This is a genomic window from Ensifer sp. Root127 (assembly GCF_001425225.1).
Lineage (GTDB): Bacteria > Pseudomonadota > Alphaproteobacteria > Rhizobiales > Rhizobiaceae > Ensifer > Ensifer canadensis.
The window spans coordinates 95,898-112,860 of record NZ_LMDX01000044.1 but is presented as its reverse complement, the minus strand read 5'-3'; the positions used below and the strand labels follow the sequence as shown (position 1 = coordinate 112,860).

Sequence of the window (16,963 nt, the reverse complement as noted above, 5' to 3'; positions counted from 1 at the left end):
AGACCACGCTGATGGGTATGTCGGTTGGCGGAGCCAAGGGGTCGGGCGGCGGTCGCCGCCGCCGCGGCGGCAAGAAAGCGATCATGAGCGAAATCAACGTCACGCCCTTTGTGGACGTGATGCTGGTGCTGCTGATCATCTTCATGGTCGCCGCACCGATGATGACGGTCGGCGTGCCGATCGACCTGCCGGAAACGCAGGCCAAGGCGCTTAATTCCGATACGCAGCCGATCACCGTTTCGGTCAACCCCGCCGGTGAGATCTTCCTGCAGGAAACGCCGATCGCGATCGAAGAGGTCGTGCCCAAGCTCGAGGCGATTGCCACCACCGGCTACAACGAACGCATCTACGTGCGCGGTGACACCAATGCCGACTATGGCACGGTGATGAAGGTCATGGCGCGCATCTCGGCTGCAGGGTTCAAGAACCTCGGCCTCGTGACGCTGCAAGAACAGGAAAAGTGATCCTTGGCCATGAAGGGCAGTCTCGCCACATCTGGTCTGCTTCACGCTCTGGTTCTGACCTGGGCGCTGGTTTCGCTCGGCAGCCCGGCTGACTTCCAGGTCGCCGACGTCGAAGCCTTGCCTGTCGATATCGTACCCTATTCGGAAATGACCCAGGTCCAGCAGGGCGACAAGAAGGCACCGAAGAAGGAAACATCGTCGCCGGTTCCGACCAAACGTCCGGAAACGAGCCAGCCGGCCGAGAACATCGGCGACAACGACACGGACCTGAAAACGCCGCCGACGCCGAACGCCAAGCCGTCGAAGAGCGAGGCCACGGCCTCGCCGGAAAAGAACGAGAAGCCCGAACCGACGCCCGATCCGGTCGAGCAGGAAATCAAGAAGGTCGAGGAGACGAAGCCTGCTTCCGAACCGGCGACCGAAGTCGCGGCACTGCCGGAAGCCAAGCAGGAAGTAAAGCCCGAAACCAAGCCGGAACCGGCGCCGGCCGAAGAAAAGCCGGCCGAAAATCCGGAAGCCGAAGCGTTGCCCGAAAAGGTGCCGACGCCGGCTGCCAAGCCCAAGGTCGAAAAACCGGCACAGTCGGCAAAGACACCTGACCGCAAGAACGAGCAGACGCCGAAGGAACAGAAGAAGGCGGCCTCCACTGAGGAGAGCAAGTTTAACGCTGACGAAATTGCCGCCCTTCTCAACCGGCAAGATCCCTCTGCCGGTGGCGCCAAGCGCTCGACGCAGGAGGCGGCTCTCGGTGGCAAGAAGACCATCGGCGTGGGCTTGAGCGCCAACGAGATCGACGGTGTGAAGGGTCAGATCCAGGACAAATGGTCGCTGATGGCCGGTCTCACAGGCGTCGAGGAAGTGCGCGTCTCGATCCGGGTGCAACTGGATCCCTCGGGCAACATCGTCGGTGAGCCGGAGGTGACCGCCACGGGGGGGCCGGAAGGAACGCGCCGCGCCGTCGAGAGCAGCACGCTGCGCGCGCTCCGCCGCTCGGCACCGCTACAGAACCTGCCGCCTGAAAAATATGACGGCGAAAAAGGATGGAATACCCTCGTGCTGAACTTCGACCCCTCGGATTTCGCACTCTAGAGCTGCCGGGATTGGAATCATGCCGGATAGCAAACCAACCCTGCAAACCCTTCGTACTAAGCTGAAAGGCTTGTCTCTATGATCAAGAGCTCTTTTTTCCGCGCCCTGATGGTGGCAGCGGGTCTGCTGGCCGCCTTCGTGGCGGCGACGCCGGCGAATGCGGTCGTTGAAATCAACATCAACAAGGGCAATGTCGAACCGTTGCCGATCGCGATCACCGACTTCCTGCAGGGTGAACTCGGCAAGAAGATTTCGGACGTGGTCGCAGCCGACCTCAAGCGGTCGGGCCTGTTTAAGCCGATCGACCGCGGTGCCTTCATCGAAAAGATCAGCAACCCCGACGCCGCGCCGCGGTTCGAGGACTGGAAGGTCATCAACGCCCAGGCGCTCGTCACCGGTCGCGTGACGCAGGAGGCGGACGGTCGCCTGAAGGCCGAGTTCCGGCTTTGGGACACGTTTGCCGGCACGCAGATGACCGGGCAGCAGTTCTTCACCCAGCCTGAAAACTGGCGTCGTGTTGCCCATATCATCGCCGATGCGATCTATGAGCGCATCACCGGCGAAAAGGGCTACTTCGATACGCGTGTCGTCTACGTTGCCGAAAGCGGCCCGAAGACCGCCCGCAAGCGCCAGCTTGCGATCATGGACCAGGATGGCGCAAATCCACGACCGCTCACCAACTCCAACGACATCGTTCTGACGCCGCGCTTCTCGCCGAACCGTCAGGAAGTCACCTACATGTCGTTCGAAAACCAGCAGCCGCGGGTCTACCTGCTGCAGCTGGAGACCGGACAGCGGGAGGTTGTCGGCAACTTTCCGGGCATGACCTTCTCGCCGCGCTTCTCGCCCGATGGCCAGCGCGTCATCATGAGCCTGCAGCAGGACGGCAACGCCAACATCTACACGATGGACCTGCGCTCGCGCACGACGACACGGCTCACCAGCACGCCGGCGATCGATACGGCACCGTCCTATTCGCCGGATGGTGGCCAGATCGCCTTTGAAAGCGACCGCGGCGGACGTCAGCAGATCTACGTCATGGGTGCCGATGGCTCCGGTCAGCGTCGTATCTCCTTCGGCGACGGTTCCTATTCGACGCCGGTCTGGTCTCCGCGTGGCGACCTCATCGCCTTCACCAAGCAGTCGGGCGGCAAGTTCTCGATCGGCGTGATGAAGCCGGACGGTTCGGGTGAGCGCATCCTGACCACAGGCTTCCACAATGAAGGCCCGACCTGGGCGCCGAACGGCCGCGTTTTGATGTTCTTCCGCCAGAACGCCGGTGCCGGCGGACCGCAGCTCTACTCGATCGATCTGACCGGTTACAACGAGCAGGCCGTCCCGACACAGGGCTTTGCCTCGGACCCGGCCTGGTCGCCGCGGCTTGAATAGCAGGCTCGCCTTTGCGGCGGGGATTGTGGCGACGATGCCGCTTTCTCGCCGCAAAGTGCTGGTCTAGCAGGCGCCGAGCTTAAATTATCGATTTGTTAACCATAACTGTTGAATAGCGATTAACCGCTTCCGGTTACAGTCTGGCAACCGTGAATTCAGACACTTCTCAAGGAGACCGGCGCATGAGCCGAATTGACACCCCGGCCGCAGGCCGCATGCAGACCATCGCTCGCAACCCGGTCATGATCGCACTTGTCATGACCCTTGCCATCGCTGGCTGCGCCTCGAAGAAGAACATGCCGAACAATGCCAACGAGCTTGGTCTCGGCGCCGGCGCTGCAACGCCGGGTTCGCAGCAGGACTTCACCGTCAATGTCGGCGACCGTATCTTCTTCGACACGGACTCGACCTCGATCCGCGCCGACGCCCAGCAGACGCTCGACCGTCAGGCTCAGTGGCTGGCCAAGTACCCGAACTACGCCGTCACCGTCGAAGGCCATGCCGACGAACGCGGCACCCGCGAATACAACCTGGCACTCGGCGCTCGCCGCGCTGCTTCCACCAAGGACTATCTGATTTCGCGCGGCGTTCCGGCCAACCGCCTGAAGACGATCTCCTACGGCAAGGAAAAGCCGGTTGCCGTTTGCGACGACATCTCGTGCTGGTCGCAGAACCGCCGCGCCGTGACCGTTCTCGGTGGCGCCGGCATGTGATCTTCCGATCACGCATCGCTAAATTATAAGGGCGGCCTTGTGCCGCCCTTTGCTTTTTTACCACACTTTGGCCGAACTCCGTTGCTTTTTCAGGGTAATTGGAAAACTGTGCGGCAATCATCCAGATGAATCGGCGAGATGTATTGCGGGGCCCGATTCCAGGGTGGGAAAACCGGTATTCGAACAGGACAAATGAAATGAAGAAATTTGTCGTGGCTGGACTGCTTGGTCTCGCGGCCCTTTCGGGCCTGGGCCAGACAGTAAACGCCATGCCGCTTTCCGGGCTCATGGCCCGAACGACACACGCCGACACGGCAGGGGCGCACAGTCTTCCCGTCGTGAAGGTACAGGCGTCCGAAACCACACGGGTCGGCCAACTTGAAGAACAGATCCGCTCGCTCAACGGGCGTATCGAGGAAATGAGCTTCCAACTCCTGCAGATGCAGGAGCAGATCCGGAAGTTCCAGGAGGACAACGAGTTCCGCTTCCAGGATCTGGAAAGCGGCAAGGCCTCCCCGAAGAAGAGCGGCGCATTGCAGACGCCGAAGTCCAGCGATCAGGCGTCCGTCACCCCTCAGGTGACGGATAGCCAGACGATGGCGCCTGTCGATCCCGGCACCGGCATGGCCGCATCGGGTGCCAATCAGGGCACGACCGGTGCGGCACCGCCGACGACACTCGGCCAGATCGTCTTCGACGAGAGCGGCAATCCGATTTCGACGACGACAGACGCACAGCCTGGCGCCAACGCCACGCCTCCCGGTGTCGATCCCGGCGTAGCACTTCCGGGCACCGATGGCGGGCTCAACGCCAATCCGGATAGCCAGCGGCAGACGGCAGCGCTCGACAACCCCGGCGACCTCTACCAGTCGGCCTATGGGCACGTGCTTTCCGGCGACTACAGCACCGCCGAGCAGGAGTTCCGCGACTATCTCGACGTCTTCCCGCAGGGCGAAAAGGCGGCCGATGCCAGTTTCTGGATGGGCGAGGCGCAGTATTCGCAGGGCAAGTACAGCGAAGCTGCCAAGACGTTCCTGAATGCACACCAGGCGCACGCCAAATCGCCGAAGGCTCCGGAAATGCTGCTGAAACTCGGCATGTCGCTTGGCGCGCTCGACAACAAGGAAACTGCCTGCGCCACGTTGCGTGAGGTGAACAAGCGCTATCCGAAGGCCTCGCCGGCCGTGCGCGCAAAGGTGACGAGCGAGCAAAGCCGCTTTGGCTGCTGAGACGCCGGGGCACCTGGCCGTTCTCGAAACGGCGAAACGATTTCTTTCATTCTTCCATCGGCCCGCCCGACTGCTCGTAGCTGTCTCAGGCGGTAGCGATTCCAAGGGACTGCTTCTTGCCCTGCACCGGGCGATCGAGGCAACCGGCAAAGCCGACCTTTCCCTTGCCGCCTGCACGGTCGACCATGCCCTGAGGCCCGGCTCCGCCGATGAAGCGGAGGCGATCGCCGCCTTCTGCGCCAGCCTCGGCATTGCACATATGGTCAAACGCTGGGACGGCCACAAGCCGACGGCGGGAATTCAGGCCGCGGCACGTAACAAGCGCTATCAACTGCTGGCGAGCGCTGCCGATGAACTCGGGGCCACCTGCATCGTCACCGGGCACACCCTCGATGACCAGCGCGAGACGATCCTGATGCGGTCCGAGCGCGGGCAGGGGCCCGGTGGCGCCGGAATGGCCGACGCAACGCTCTACGACAAGCGCTTCTGGGTGTTGCGCCCGTTTCTCGGCCTTCGCCGCGCCGACATACGCGCTTTTCTGAGCGCGGAGGGCGTTGGCTGGTTCGACGATCCGAGCAACATGAATATGCGCTTTGAGCGTGTGCGCACCCGCGAGCGCCTCGCCGAAACGGGCGACGAAGTGGCTGCCGCATGGGATGCTGCGTCGCGGGCGCGCTCCTCGGCAAGGGCCGCCGCCTGGCTGAAGCTTCATGCGCGCGTTCACGAAAACCTCGTGGTGAGCTTTGCCGGCGCTGCTGTCGCCAGATGCGTCGACGCCGACTGCCGCCGCGCGCTTCTGGCAATGGCTGCTGTCGTCGGTGGCAGGACGCATCCACTGGCCGCGGAAACGGTGACGCGACTGATGGCGTTTCTCGAGCGGGACGAACCCGGACGGCTGACGGCGGGACGCGTCGTGTTCGACAGGCGTGCGACCGACCTTTACCTTTATCGCGAAACGCGCGATCTGCCGCTTCTGGCGCTGAGGCCTGGCGAGGCCGGCATCTGGGATGGCCGCTTTACGGTTCGAAATGTCGGAAATGGCATGGTGCAGATCGGCGCCACCAACGATGGCGGCCTGCAACAACAGAGACTTATTGCCGCAGGACTGCCACCGGGCGTTGCCAAGCGGGCGTCGGTTTCCGCGCCTTGTGTTGTATCCACAGACGACAATTGCGTCGCGAAGACCGACGTTGAGCCGCGCATAGGCCCCTACGACACCTTTTTGCCGGGTTTCGACCTGATCATGGCGGAGATGATTGCCGGATTGTTCGGGCGTCAGCCCTATGTTCGGTCGCCGGTTCACGATCTGTTGACAGAAATGGAACGGTAGTTGGCGGTTTGCCTTGGCAAGGCGTCGCCAGAACCCTATGTTAGGGGCAAGAAAGCGGCCCGGCGAAATGTGCGGGTCGTGACAGGTTCCGGGGAGTTCGATGAACCCTAATTTTCGTAATTTTGCCCTTTGGGCAATCATAGCGCTTTTGCTGATCGCGCTGTTTAGCATGTTTCAGCAACCGACCGAGCGCACCGGCTCGCGCGAGATTCCGTTCTCGCAGTTCCTCAAGGACGTCGATGCGAGCCGCGTCAAGGAAGTCGTGATCACCGGCTCCAAGGTCATCGGCAGCTATTCTGAAAGCGGCGCGACGTTCCAGACTTATGCACCTTCGGTTGACACCGCGCTCACCGAGCGTCTGGAAGCCAAGGACGTGACGGTAACCGTTCGTCCGGAAACCGATGGCTCCTCCGGGTTCCTGAGCTATATCGGCACGCTGCTGCCAATGCTTTTGATCCTCGGCGTCTGGCTGTTCTTCATGCGTCAGATGCAGGGCGGTTCGCGAGGCGCCATGGGCTTTGGCAAATCCAAGGCCAAGCTTCTGACGGAAGCGCATGGCCGCGTCACCTTTGACGACGTTGCCGGTGTCGATGAAGCCAAGCAGGATCTGGAAGAAATCGTCGAATTCCTGCGCGACCCGCAGAAGTTCCAGCGGCTCGGCGGACGTATTCCGCGCGGCGTGCTGCTCGTCGGCCCTCCCGGTACCGGTAAGACGCTGCTTGCCCGCTCGGTCGCAGGTGAAGCCAACGTTCCCTTCTTCACCATCTCCGGTTCGGACTTCGTCGAAATGTTCGTCGGCGTCGGCGCAAGCCGTGTGCGCGACATGTTCGAACAGGCCAAGAAGAATGCGCCCTGCATCATCTTCATCGACGAAATCGACGCCGTCGGTCGCCATCGCGGCGCCGGTCTCGGCGGCGGCAACGACGAACGCGAGCAGACGCTGAACCAGTTGCTGGTCGAGATGGACGGCTTTGAGGCCAATGAAGGCATCATCCTGATCGCGGCGACCAACCGTCCCGACGTTCTCGATCCGGCCCTTCTGCGCCCGGGCCGTTTCGACCGCCAGGTCGTGGTGCCGAACCCGGATATCAACGGCCGCGAACGCATCCTCAAGGTGCACGTTCGCAACGTGCCGCTGGCGCCGAATGTCGACCTCAAGGTTCTGGCCCGCGGCACGCCCGGCTTTTCCGGTGCCGACCTGATGAACCTCGTCAACGAAGCTGCCCTGATGGCCGCGCGCCGCAACAAGCGCGTCGTCACCATGCTCGAGTTCGAAGACGCCAAGGACAAGATCATGATGGGTGCGGAGCGCCGCTCCTCCGCCATGACCGAAGCCGAAAAGAAGCTGACCGCCTACCACGAAGCCGGACACGCAATCCTGGCGCTCAACGTTCCCTCGGCCGATCCGCTGCACAAGGCGACTATCATTCCGCGTGGACGAGCGCTTGGCATGGTGATGCAGCTGCCGGAAGGCGACCGCTATTCCATGAGCTACAAGTGGATGGTCTCGCGGCTCGCCATCATGATGGGCGGACGCGTCGCCGAAGAACTGACTTTTGGCAAGGAGAACATCACCTCCGGCGCTTCATCCGACATCGAGCAGGCAACCAAGCTTGCTCGAGCGATGGTGACGCAGTGGGGCTTCTCCGACCAGCTCGGCCAGGTTTCCTACGGCGAGAACCAGCAGGAAGTCTTCCTTGGTCACTCCGTTGCGCAGCAGAAGAACGTTTCGGAAGCGACCGCTCAGAAGATCGACAACGAAATCCGTCGTCTGATCGATGAGGCCTACGAGACCGCCCGCAAGATCCTCACCGACAAGAACCACGAGTTCGTGGCTTTGGCGGAAGGGCTGCTCGAGTACGAAACCCTGACCGGCGAAGAGATCAAGGCGCTGATCCGCGGCGAAAAGCCGGCGCGCGACCTCGGCGACGACACCCCGCCGCATCGCGGCTCCGCCGTGCCTTCCGCTGGCGTGAAGAAAGAGGGTTCGTCGGGTAACAAGGGCGAAGAATCCGAAGGTGGGTTCGAGCCGCAGCCGCAATAGCGGTTTTGGTTTCAGACGCTTAACTCAGAAGCCGCCGCGCCGGAGGGTGCGGCGGCTTTTTGTTGCTACTGCACGTTTTCCTTAAATCGCATTCGATTTAAGGATAAAAACATGCAGTAATTCAAAGTGCTACAGCGACCTTTGCGCGTCCAATAAGACGCGCGGCGCTGTACGTGCAGGATTGCACTTGGTAACGCGTTGTAATGATTTCTGATGCTATCGTCGCTGCCGTTTGCATTGGTTTTGTGTCAAAGAAGAAACGAAATACTCTCGGCCTTTGCTTCGGCATCAATGTCGCGGGGGCCACGGCAACAGCCGGAATGATATGAGGTCTGGTCAATGAAACCCAGTCGCGGAGCACGCAGACAGGTGAAGCAGGCAAAGCCTGCATTGACCCAGCAGAACGATGGAGTTCTTATGAAGCGCAAGTATTTCGGCACGGACGGTATCCGCGGTCAGTCCAATATCTTTCCAATGACGCCGGATCTCGCCATGCGGGTCGGCATTGCAGTCGGTACGATCTTCCGCAATGGCGCCCATCGCCACCGGGTGGTGATCGGCAAGGACACGCGCCTCTCCGGCTATATGCTTGAAAACGCCATGGTTGCCGGTTTTACGGCTGCGGGTCTCGACGTGTTCCTGCTCGGACCGATCCCGACCCCCGGCGTTGCCATGCTGACGCGCTCGCTGCGCGCTGATATCGGTGTGATGATTTCCGCGTCGCACAATCCGTTCCAGGACAACGGCATCAAGCTGTTCGGCCCTGATGGCTATAAGCTCTCCGACGATATCGAAGCCAAGATCGAAGCGCTGCTCGATCAGGATCTGTCCGGCCAGCTCGCCAAGGCGGAAGACATCGGCCGCGCCAAGCGCGTCGACGGCGACATTTATCGTTATCTCGAACACGCCAAGCGCACCCTGCCGCGCGACGTCACCCTTCAGGGCCTGCGGATCGCCATCGATTGCGCCAACGGCGCCGCCTACAAGGTTGCACCCCAGGCGCTTTGGGAACTCGGCGCCGAGGTGGTGTCGATCGGGACCGAGCCGAATGGTGTCAATATCAACCTCGATTGCGGCTCGACCCATCCGGCGGCCCTTTCCAGGAAGGTGCATGAGGTGCGCGCCGACATCGGTATCGCGCTTGATGGCGACGCCGACCGGGTTCTGATCGTCGATGAGAACGGCACTGTGATCGATGGCGACCAACTGATGGCTGTTATCGCCGACAGCTGGGCCGAGGATGGCACGCTGCGTGGCGGCGCGATCGCCGCAACCGTCATGTCCAACCTGGGGCTGGAGCGTTACCTCAAGGGCCGTGGTATCGAGCTGCGCCGCACCAAGGTCGGCGACCGCTACGTTGTCGAGCAGATGCGCCAGGACGGCCTGAATGTCGGTGGCGAGCAGTCCGGCCACATCGTGCTGTCGGACTTCGGCACGACCGGTGACGGTCTCGTGGCCGCCCTGCAGATCCTTGCGGTCGTCAAGCGCCTGGGCAAGCCGGTGAGCGAGGTCTGCCACCGTTTCGAGCCGGTGCCACAGGTCTTGAAGAATGTGCGCGTGTCCGCCGGCAAGCCGCTCGAGGATGCAGCCGTGCGCCAGGCGATTGCCGATGCGGAAGCCGAGCTTGCCAAGTCCGGCCGCCTGCTGATCCGTCCGTCGGGTACAGAGCCTTTGATCCGGGTCATGGCCGAGGGCGATGACCGCGGCCAGGTCGAGCGGATCGTCGACGGGCTGATCAATGTCATCGGCAGCGCGCGTAACGCTGCTTAAAAGCGTACCTTCAGAAGTTTCCTCCAGGGCCGGTGACAATCACCGGCCTTTTCTTTGCTCGCCAAAGAACAAGTTGCCGCAGCCCGGAGTATTAACGTTCCTTAATGCACACGGTAAACGTTTGTAGTTAATCGGAGTTTAACCTTTCCCCCTCATTATCCATAACCAACGTCAGGATTTGGACACCACTTTCATGGTGCACCAAGCAACCGAATGTATTGGAGTGGGCCATGAAGAGAATTTTGAGTGGCGTTGTTGCAGTCTTGCTCAGCGGCACGGCAGCTTTTGCTGCCGACATTTACCAACCGCCTGTCGAAGCGCCTATCGTCGAGCCAGTGATCCAGACCAGCGGCTGGTATCTGCGCGGCGACGTCGGCTACGCCTGGAACGACCTGCGCGGCGCGAATTACTACCAGGGAGGCCCGGGCGGCTCTATCGCTGAGTTCGCCTCGGCCGATATCGATGACTCCTGGGTCATTGGCGGCGGTGTCGGTTACCAGTTCAACAACTATCTGCGCACCGACGTCACGCTCGACTACTGGGGCGGTGGCGACTTCAACGGCTCGACCTTGGGCGGCTGCGGGATCGTCGCGGGTCCCTGCGTGTCAAGTGACACAAGCTCGGTTTCCGCCTGGAGCTTGATGGCCAACGCCTATGTCGACATCGGCACCTACGGCGCCTTCACCCCCTATGTCGGTGCCGGTATCGGTGCCACGCACGTGAAATGGGACGGACTGCGCAACACCAGCTGCAGTGTCAGCAATCCGGCAGATTGCGACCCGACGACGGATCACGGTGGCGAGAGCGATTGGCGCTTCACCTACGCGCTCATGGCCGGTACTGCGATCGACCTGACCTGCAATCTCAAGGCAGACGTTGGCTACCGCTTCCGCCAGGTCGATGATGGCGACATGTTCGGCTACAACAACGGCGGCGGCCCGGGCTTCGACGAGGGTTTCTACATCCACGAGGCACGCGCTGGTCTGCGCTACTCCTTCGGCAATGTCTGCGAAGTTCCCTACGAGCCGGAGCCGATCGTCTACAAGTAAGACATATGACGCTGAAATCATGAAGGCCGCCCCCGGGGCGGCCTTTGTCGTTTCGCCCAAAGCTTTGCCCAAATCCCAACGGGCATGGTTAACCGCGAGTTAACCTCCGTCTGCAATAGTTAACGCTGAACGAAGCAGCTGGTGGGTGGATCCTATTCGGCGACGGCAATGGCAGCGAAAGGGCATGGGCATGGAATGGCGAAACGGGATCTGCGGAGCCGCGTTCGGTGTCGGCCTGTTGCTTTCCGGTCCGGCAGTTGCCGCAGACGAGACCCTGATCGACGCCCCCGAAATCACGATTGCCCAGGAAGCAACCGGCAGCAGCGGCCTCTACCTGCGCGGCGACATCGGTTACGCCGGCTGGCGCGACGAAGGCGATCCTAGCTACCGCACCTTCGATCAGGGGACCGGTTACAGCAATATTCCGTTCGACGGTGCACGCTTCGATAAACCGCTTTCGGGCACCATCGGCCTCGGCTACCAGATCACCGACACTTTCCGCGCTGACCTCACGGTCGATTATTTCGAGGGTCGTTTCGACGGCTCGTCGCTGACCGCAAGCCCCTGCGCGGGGCAGGGTGCCGGCACGTCCTGCGCCTTTGCCGCGACGGCGGATTTTTCCGCGCTGGGCCTGATGGCGAACGCCTATGTCGATTTCGGAACGCTCGCCGGCTTCACGCCCTATCTCGGCGCCGGTATCGGCGCGACCAATCTGCGTTGGAATACCGCCTTTGCCAGTGAGAGCTGCGTTGCCGGCGGCGGCGCCTGTGCCGGCGCTCCGGCCACAACCTCATTTGACGGTCGCGACAGCTGGCGCTTCACCTATGCGCTGATGACCGGCGTCTCCTACGACCTCAGCGATCGTCTGAAGCTCGATGTCGGCTACCGTTACTCGCATATCGGCGACGGCGAGATGTTCGGCTTCGGTGCCGAGGCACTGGCGGGTGCGAGCGGGGCAAAGGGTTTCGACGATGGACTTTCCCGTCACGAGATCAGAGCCGGCCTGCGCTTCTCGTTCTGGTAACATTCGGTCGGCAGGCGCAGCCTCATCTTTGCTGATATTGCCTGCGACGCCATAAATATTCTCGATTGCGACACAAGTCGCTTGACTTCCTTCCGGACCCGCAATATTTCCGACGGCGGGACACCCTTCCCCAACGAAGGGCTATCTATCTGGAAGGATAGCACATGACGAAGCCTGCCAAGCCGGACATCCGTCCGAACAACACCCATTTTTCTTCTGGCCCTTGCTCGAAGCGCCCCGGTTGGTCGCTCGATGCTCTCTCCGACGCTCCGCTCGGTCGTTCGCACCGCGCCAAGGTCGGCAAGACGAAGCTCAAGCAGGCCATCGATCTTACCCGTGACATTCTTGACGTGCCGGCCGATTACCGCATCGGCATCGTGCCCGCTTCCGATACCGGCGCCGTCGAAATGGCGCTCTGGTCGATGCTCGGCCAGCGTGGCGTCGACATGGTCGCCTGGGAAAGCTTTGGCGCCGGCTGGGTGACCGATGTGGTCAAGCAGCTGAAGCTCGCCGATGTACGCAAGTTCGAAGCCGGTTACGGCGAACTTCCCGATCTCTCCAAGGTCGATTTCGATCGTGACGTCGTCTTCACCTGGAACGGCACGACCTCGGGTGTGCGCGTTCCGAATGCCGACTTCATTCCGGCCGACCGCAAGGGCCTGACCATTTGCGACGCGACGTCTGCCGCCTTTGCGCAGAACCTCGATTTCGCCAAGCTCGATGTCGTCACCTTCTCCTGGCAGAAGGTTCTGGGCGGCGAGGGCGCACACGGCGTCATCATTCTTTCGCCGCGTGCCGTCGAACGCCTGCTGACCTATGTGCCGGCCTGGCCGCTGCCGAAGATCTTCCGCATGACCTCCGGCGGCAAGCTGATCGAAGGCATCTTCACCGGCGAGACCATCAACACGCCTTCGATGCTCTGCGTCGAAGACTACATCGATGCGCTCGTCTGGGCTGAGAAGGTCGGTGGGCTCAAGGGCCTGATGGCGCGTGCCGACGCCAATGCCAAGGTGATCTTCGACTTCGTTGCAGCCAACGGCTGGATCGCCAATCTGGCGGTCAAGGACGAAACCCGCTCCAATACGTCGGTCTGCCTGAAGATCGTCGACACGGACGTCGCCGCACTGGATGCGGATGGACAGGCAGCCTTTGCCAAGGGCGTTGTCGCCCTGCTCGAAAAAGAAGGTGTCGCGTTCGACATCGGCCATTATCGCGATGCACCGTCCGGTCTCAGAATTTGGGCCGGTGCCACGATTGAGGCATCCGACATGGCAGCTCTGATGCCGTGGCTGACCTGGGCTTTTGAGACCCAGAAGGCGACGCTGTCGCTGGCAGCGGCCTAACCCAAGCGTTTGCTTCGCTCCCGATGGGGGAGCGAAGCCCTTGTACCGCATTCCCGTTCAGACCTGATCTTCTCAAGGAGGCCATCATGGCACCTCGCGTTCTCGTATCCGACGAACTGTCGGAAACCGCCGTCCAGATCTTCCGCGACCGCGGCGTTGAAGTCGATTTCCAGCCGAAGCTCGGCAAGGACAAGGACAAGCTCGCCGAAATCATCGGCAACTATGACGGTCTTGCCATTCGCTCGGCCACCAAGGCGACCGAGAAGCTGATCGCCGCTGCGACCAATCTCAAGGTCATTGGCCGTGCCGGCATCGGCGTCGACAATGTCGATATTCCGGCCGCTTCGCGCCGCGGTATCATTGTCATGAACACGCCCTTCGGCAATTCGATCACCACGGCCGAACACGCCATCGCGCTGCTTTTTGCCGTTGCCCGCCAGCTTCCGGCCGCCGACACCTCGACGCAGGCCGGCAAGTGGGAGAAGTCCCGCTTCATGGGTGTCGAAATCACCGGCAAGACGCTTGGCGTCATCGGCGCCGGCAACATCGGCTCGATCGTCTGCTCGCGCGCCATCGGCCTCAAGATGCATGTGCTTGCCTATGACCCGTTCCTGTCGAAGGAGCGCGCCGAAGAAATGGGCGTCACCAAGGTCGAGCTCGACGAGCTGCTGGCCCAGGCCGACTTCATCACCCTGCACGTGCCGCTGACGGACAAGACCCGCAGCATCCTCAATGCCGAAGCTCTGGCCAAGACCAAGCCGGGCGTGCGCATCATCAACTGCGCCCGCGGCGGCCTCGTCGACGAGAAGGCGCTGGCCGACGCGATCAAGTCCGGCCACGTTGCCGGCGCCGGCTTTGACGTGTTCGAGGTCGAGCCTGCGACGGAAAGCCCGCTCTTCGGCCTGGCGAACGTCGTCTGCACGCCGCATCTCGGTGCGTCGACCACGGAAGCACAGGAAAACGTCGCCCTGCAGGTCGCCGAACAGATGTCGGACTATCTCGTCAAGGGTGCCGTTTCCAACGCCATCAACATGCCCTCGATCACCGCCGAAGAAGCCCCGATCCTCAAGCCCTTCATCCGGCTTGCCGACGTGCTTGGCGCCTTCGTCGGCCAGGTGACGGAAAGCGCGATCAAGGAAATCGAGATCCTCTACGATGGCGCGACCGCAGCGATGAACACCAAGGCGTTGACCAGTGCCGTGCTCGCCGGTCTCATCCGGCCGCAGGTGGCCGATGTCAACATGGTTTCGGCTCCGATCATGATCAAGGAAAAGGGCGTCATTCTTTCCGAGGTCAAGCGTGACAAGACCGGCGTCTTCGACGGCTACATCAAGCTGACGGTCAAGACCGCCAACCAGACCCGCTCGGTCGCCGGTACGGTGTTCTCCGACGGCAAGCCGCGCTTTATCCAGATCAAGGGCATCAACCTTGATGCGGATGTCGGCAGCCACATGGTCTACATCACCAACACCGACGTACCCGGCATGATCGGCTTCATCGGCATGACCCTCGGCGATGCCGGCGTCAACATCGCCAACTTCCAGCTTGGTCGCGAGAAGGAAGCCGGCGACGCCATCGCGTTGCTCTATGTCGACGGCCCGGTTTCCGATGACGTGCTCGACAAGCTGCGCGCCAACGGCGCGATCCGCCAGGCAAAACCGCTGGTGTTCAACATCGATTGATCATGGATGCAGCAGCCTTGCGCACCGCCTGGTGCGCAAGGCTGAAGGGCGCAAATCGGCCATGATTTTGTGACCCATGCGCCAGCGAATGGCCGGCTCGCCAAGGCGGGCAGATGATTGAATTCGAGAACGACCAGGAACGCATCGGACAAGCCGGTGCGTTCTTTCGGTTTGAAACATTGATGACGGCAATGACACGACAGGCATTCCGCTGGCGCGAGGCCAGCCTTCCCGATCTCGTTTCGGTCTCCGAAATCCAGCTGGTGGTTCACGAGGCATTCCCCGAGGACGATCACGTGCTTGCCGATCGGCTGGAATTGAGCCCCGAGGGCTGCTTCATGCTGGAGGTCGGCGGCGTCGCCCAAGGCTATGTCTTGAGCCATCCCTGGCTCCGCCGTGCGCCGCCTTCGCTGAACGCGGTGCTGGGCGAGATCCCAGAAACCGCCGACACCTGGTACATTCACGATCTGGCGCTTTTGCCTGAGACCCGCGGATCCGGGGCAGGGGGCAACGTCGTGCCGCTGCTCGCCGTTATCGCCCGGTCGGAAGGCTACCACTCGATGTCGCTGGTGTCGGTCAACGGTTCGCGCGGCTTCTGGGAGCGGCAGGGGTTTTCCGTCCGCATGGACAAGCGGCTGGCAAGCAAGCTTGCAAGCTACGGCGAGGATGCGCTCTACATGGAGCGGTTGCTCGCCTGAAAGAGCGCCGGCTCGGCCGGAAGAGGTCAATATCCGTGCGGGTTGGTATTAGTGTTTCGGGCGGCCCTTCTCGGCAATGGCGATGCCGCCGAGAACAAGCAGCAGGGCGATGAAATGGAAGGTGTGGAAGGTCTCGCCGACCAGCATGACCGACAGCAGCGTGCCGAAGACCGGGATGGCATTGATGAAGAGCCCGGCACGGTTGGCGCCGATCATCTCGACGCCGCGGACATAGAGCACCTGCGACATCAATGACGGGAAGATGGCGGCGTAGAGCACGATGATCCAGCCGGTCGTGTCAGGAAAGATCGCCGTGCCGTTGCCGATCTCCCAGAAGAGCAGTGGAATGGCGCTGAGCAGGGCGCCGAAGGCGGGTGCGGCGATGAAACTCTGCCAATGCATCGTGGGCTTCCAGCGCAGTGCCACGGTATAGGCGGCGTAAACGATGCAGGCGGCGATCATCAGGGCGTCGCCGAAGTTGAACTCCAGTTGCAGCAGGCTGGCGATGTCGCCGTGCGCGGCGGTGATCAGCACGCCGATCAGCGTCACGGTGAAGCCGATCACCTGTGCGATCGAGGCGCGGGTTCGAAACAGCATGAAATTGAACAGGAAGATCAGCATGGGGATGCCGGCCTGCAGGATGACCGCGTTGATCGCGCTGGTATATTTCAGCGCAGAATAGAGCAGGGCGTTGAAGGTGGTGAAACCGATGACGCCATAGGCCAGCAGCTGCAGCCAATGCTGCTTGATCTTCTGCCAATCGCGGCGGATCTGCGGCGTCATTAGCACCAGGATGATGAGAAGCGCAAACACCCAGCGAAGGGTGGTGAGCATCATCGGACTGACATGCCCGACGGCCATTTTTCCGGCGACCGAATTGCCGCCCCAGAAGAGTGCGGTGACGCAGAGATAGAAATAAGCCCTGGAATTCACGATGCTGCAACCTGCTGGGATGACGGGGATTGATTGCCGCAAGGGCGGGAGAGACGCAAGATATAGGCGCTAAATCCAGCGCTTGTCATGCAAAAAGGGCGGAACGCCCGTCATAACGGGGTCGCTTTCCCGGTGACAACACAGTATAGATGCGCGGGTTTTGAGAACAGCGCAACCCTACTTGCGCGCGTCAACAGGAAGAGAAT

The 16,963-nt window shown here is 61.6% G+C and carries 14 protein-coding genes; 13 read left to right on the top strand and 1 reads right to left on the bottom strand.

What is annotated here, in order from left to right:
- The first annotated feature begins 11 nt into the window (after positions 1-11).
- The 13 genes from tolR to ASD03_RS30170 all read left to right on the top strand — a co-directional run bounded on the left by tolR (position 12) and on the right by ASD03_RS30170 (position 15,824).
- Positions 12-464 (top strand): protein TolR, encoded by a 453-nt coding sequence (tolR, locus tag ASD03_RS30230; RefSeq protein ID WP_025424730.1) that lies wholly within the window; start codon positions 12-14, stop codon positions 462-464.
- 9 nt (positions 465-473) lie between these two features.
- Positions 474-1,553, top strand: coding sequence for a cell envelope integrity protein TolA (gene tolA, locus ASD03_RS30225; RefSeq protein WP_025424729.1), 1,080 nt, complete (start codon positions 474-476; stop codon positions 1,551-1,553).
- 78 nt (positions 1,554-1,631) lie between these two features.
- A complete protein-coding gene (tolB, locus tag ASD03_RS30220) occupies positions 1,632-2,942 on the top strand; it encodes a Tol-Pal system beta propeller repeat protein TolB (protein ID WP_025424728.1) in 1,311 nt (436 codons plus the stop codon).
- A gap of 182 nt (positions 2,943-3,124) precedes the next feature.
- The gene (gene pal / locus ASD03_RS30215; RefSeq protein WP_025424727.1) at positions 3,125-3,655 is read left to right on the top strand and encodes a peptidoglycan-associated lipoprotein Pal; all 531 of its coding nucleotides are present in this window, start codon (positions 3,125-3,127) and stop codon (positions 3,653-3,655) included.
- A gap of 197 nt (positions 3,656-3,852) precedes the next feature.
- Positions 3,853-4,884: a tol-pal system protein YbgF gene (ybgF, locus tag ASD03_RS30210; RefSeq protein WP_025424726.1), complete on the top strand. Its 1,032-nt coding sequence runs from the start codon at positions 3,853-3,855 to the stop codon at positions 4,882-4,884.
- The gene (gene tilS / locus ASD03_RS30205; RefSeq protein WP_057217918.1) at positions 4,874-6,214 is read left to right on the top strand and encodes a tRNA lysidine(34) synthetase TilS; all 1,341 of its coding nucleotides are present in this window, start codon (positions 4,874-4,876) and stop codon (positions 6,212-6,214) included. Before ybgF ends, tilS begins: the two co-directional genes overlap by 11 nt.
- 100 nt (positions 6,215-6,314) lie before the next feature.
- Positions 6,315-8,258 (top strand): ATP-dependent zinc metalloprotease FtsH, encoded by a 1,944-nt coding sequence (ftsH, locus tag ASD03_RS30200; protein WP_025424724.1) that lies wholly within the window; start codon positions 6,315-6,317, stop codon positions 8,256-8,258.
- A 417-nt stretch (positions 8,259-8,675) separates the two neighbouring features.
- The gene (gene glmM, locus ASD03_RS30195) at positions 8,676-10,028 is read left to right on the top strand and encodes a phosphoglucosamine mutase (protein ID WP_025424723.1); all 1,353 of its coding nucleotides are present in this window, start codon (positions 8,676-8,678) and stop codon (positions 10,026-10,028) included.
- Between the two features lie 230 nt (positions 10,029-10,258).
- Positions 10,259-11,077: an outer membrane protein gene (locus ASD03_RS30190; protein WP_057206601.1), complete on the top strand. Its 819-nt coding sequence runs from the start codon at positions 10,259-10,261 to the stop codon at positions 11,075-11,077.
- Between the two features lie 190 nt (positions 11,078-11,267).
- The gene (locus tag ASD03_RS30185; protein WP_057206644.1) at positions 11,268-12,101 is read left to right on the top strand and encodes an outer membrane protein; all 834 of its coding nucleotides are present in this window, start codon (positions 11,268-11,270) and stop codon (positions 12,099-12,101) included.
- Between the two features lie 164 nt (positions 12,102-12,265).
- Positions 12,266-13,444: a phosphoserine transaminase gene (locus ASD03_RS30180; RefSeq protein WP_057206599.1), complete on the top strand. Its 1,179-nt coding sequence runs from the start codon at positions 12,266-12,268 to the stop codon at positions 13,442-13,444.
- An 86-nt stretch (positions 13,445-13,530) separates the two neighbouring features.
- Complete coding sequence (serA, locus tag ASD03_RS30175; protein ID WP_057217916.1) at positions 13,531-15,126, top strand: phosphoglycerate dehydrogenase; 1,596 nt, start codon at positions 13,531-13,533, stop codon at positions 15,124-15,126.
- A 113-nt stretch (positions 15,127-15,239) separates the two neighbouring features.
- The gene (locus ASD03_RS30170) at positions 15,240-15,824 is read left to right on the top strand and encodes a GNAT family N-acetyltransferase (protein WP_234907901.1); all 585 of its coding nucleotides are present in this window, start codon (positions 15,240-15,242) and stop codon (positions 15,822-15,824) included.
- A gap of 48 nt (positions 15,825-15,872) precedes the next feature.
- Here the strand turns inward: ASD03_RS30170 and ASD03_RS30165 are convergent, their stop codons facing one another.
- Complete coding sequence (locus ASD03_RS30165; RefSeq protein ID WP_057206595.1) at positions 15,873-16,757, bottom strand: DMT family transporter; 885 nt, start codon at positions 16,755-16,757, stop codon at positions 15,873-15,875.
- Between the last annotated feature and the right edge of the window lie 206 nt (positions 16,758-16,963).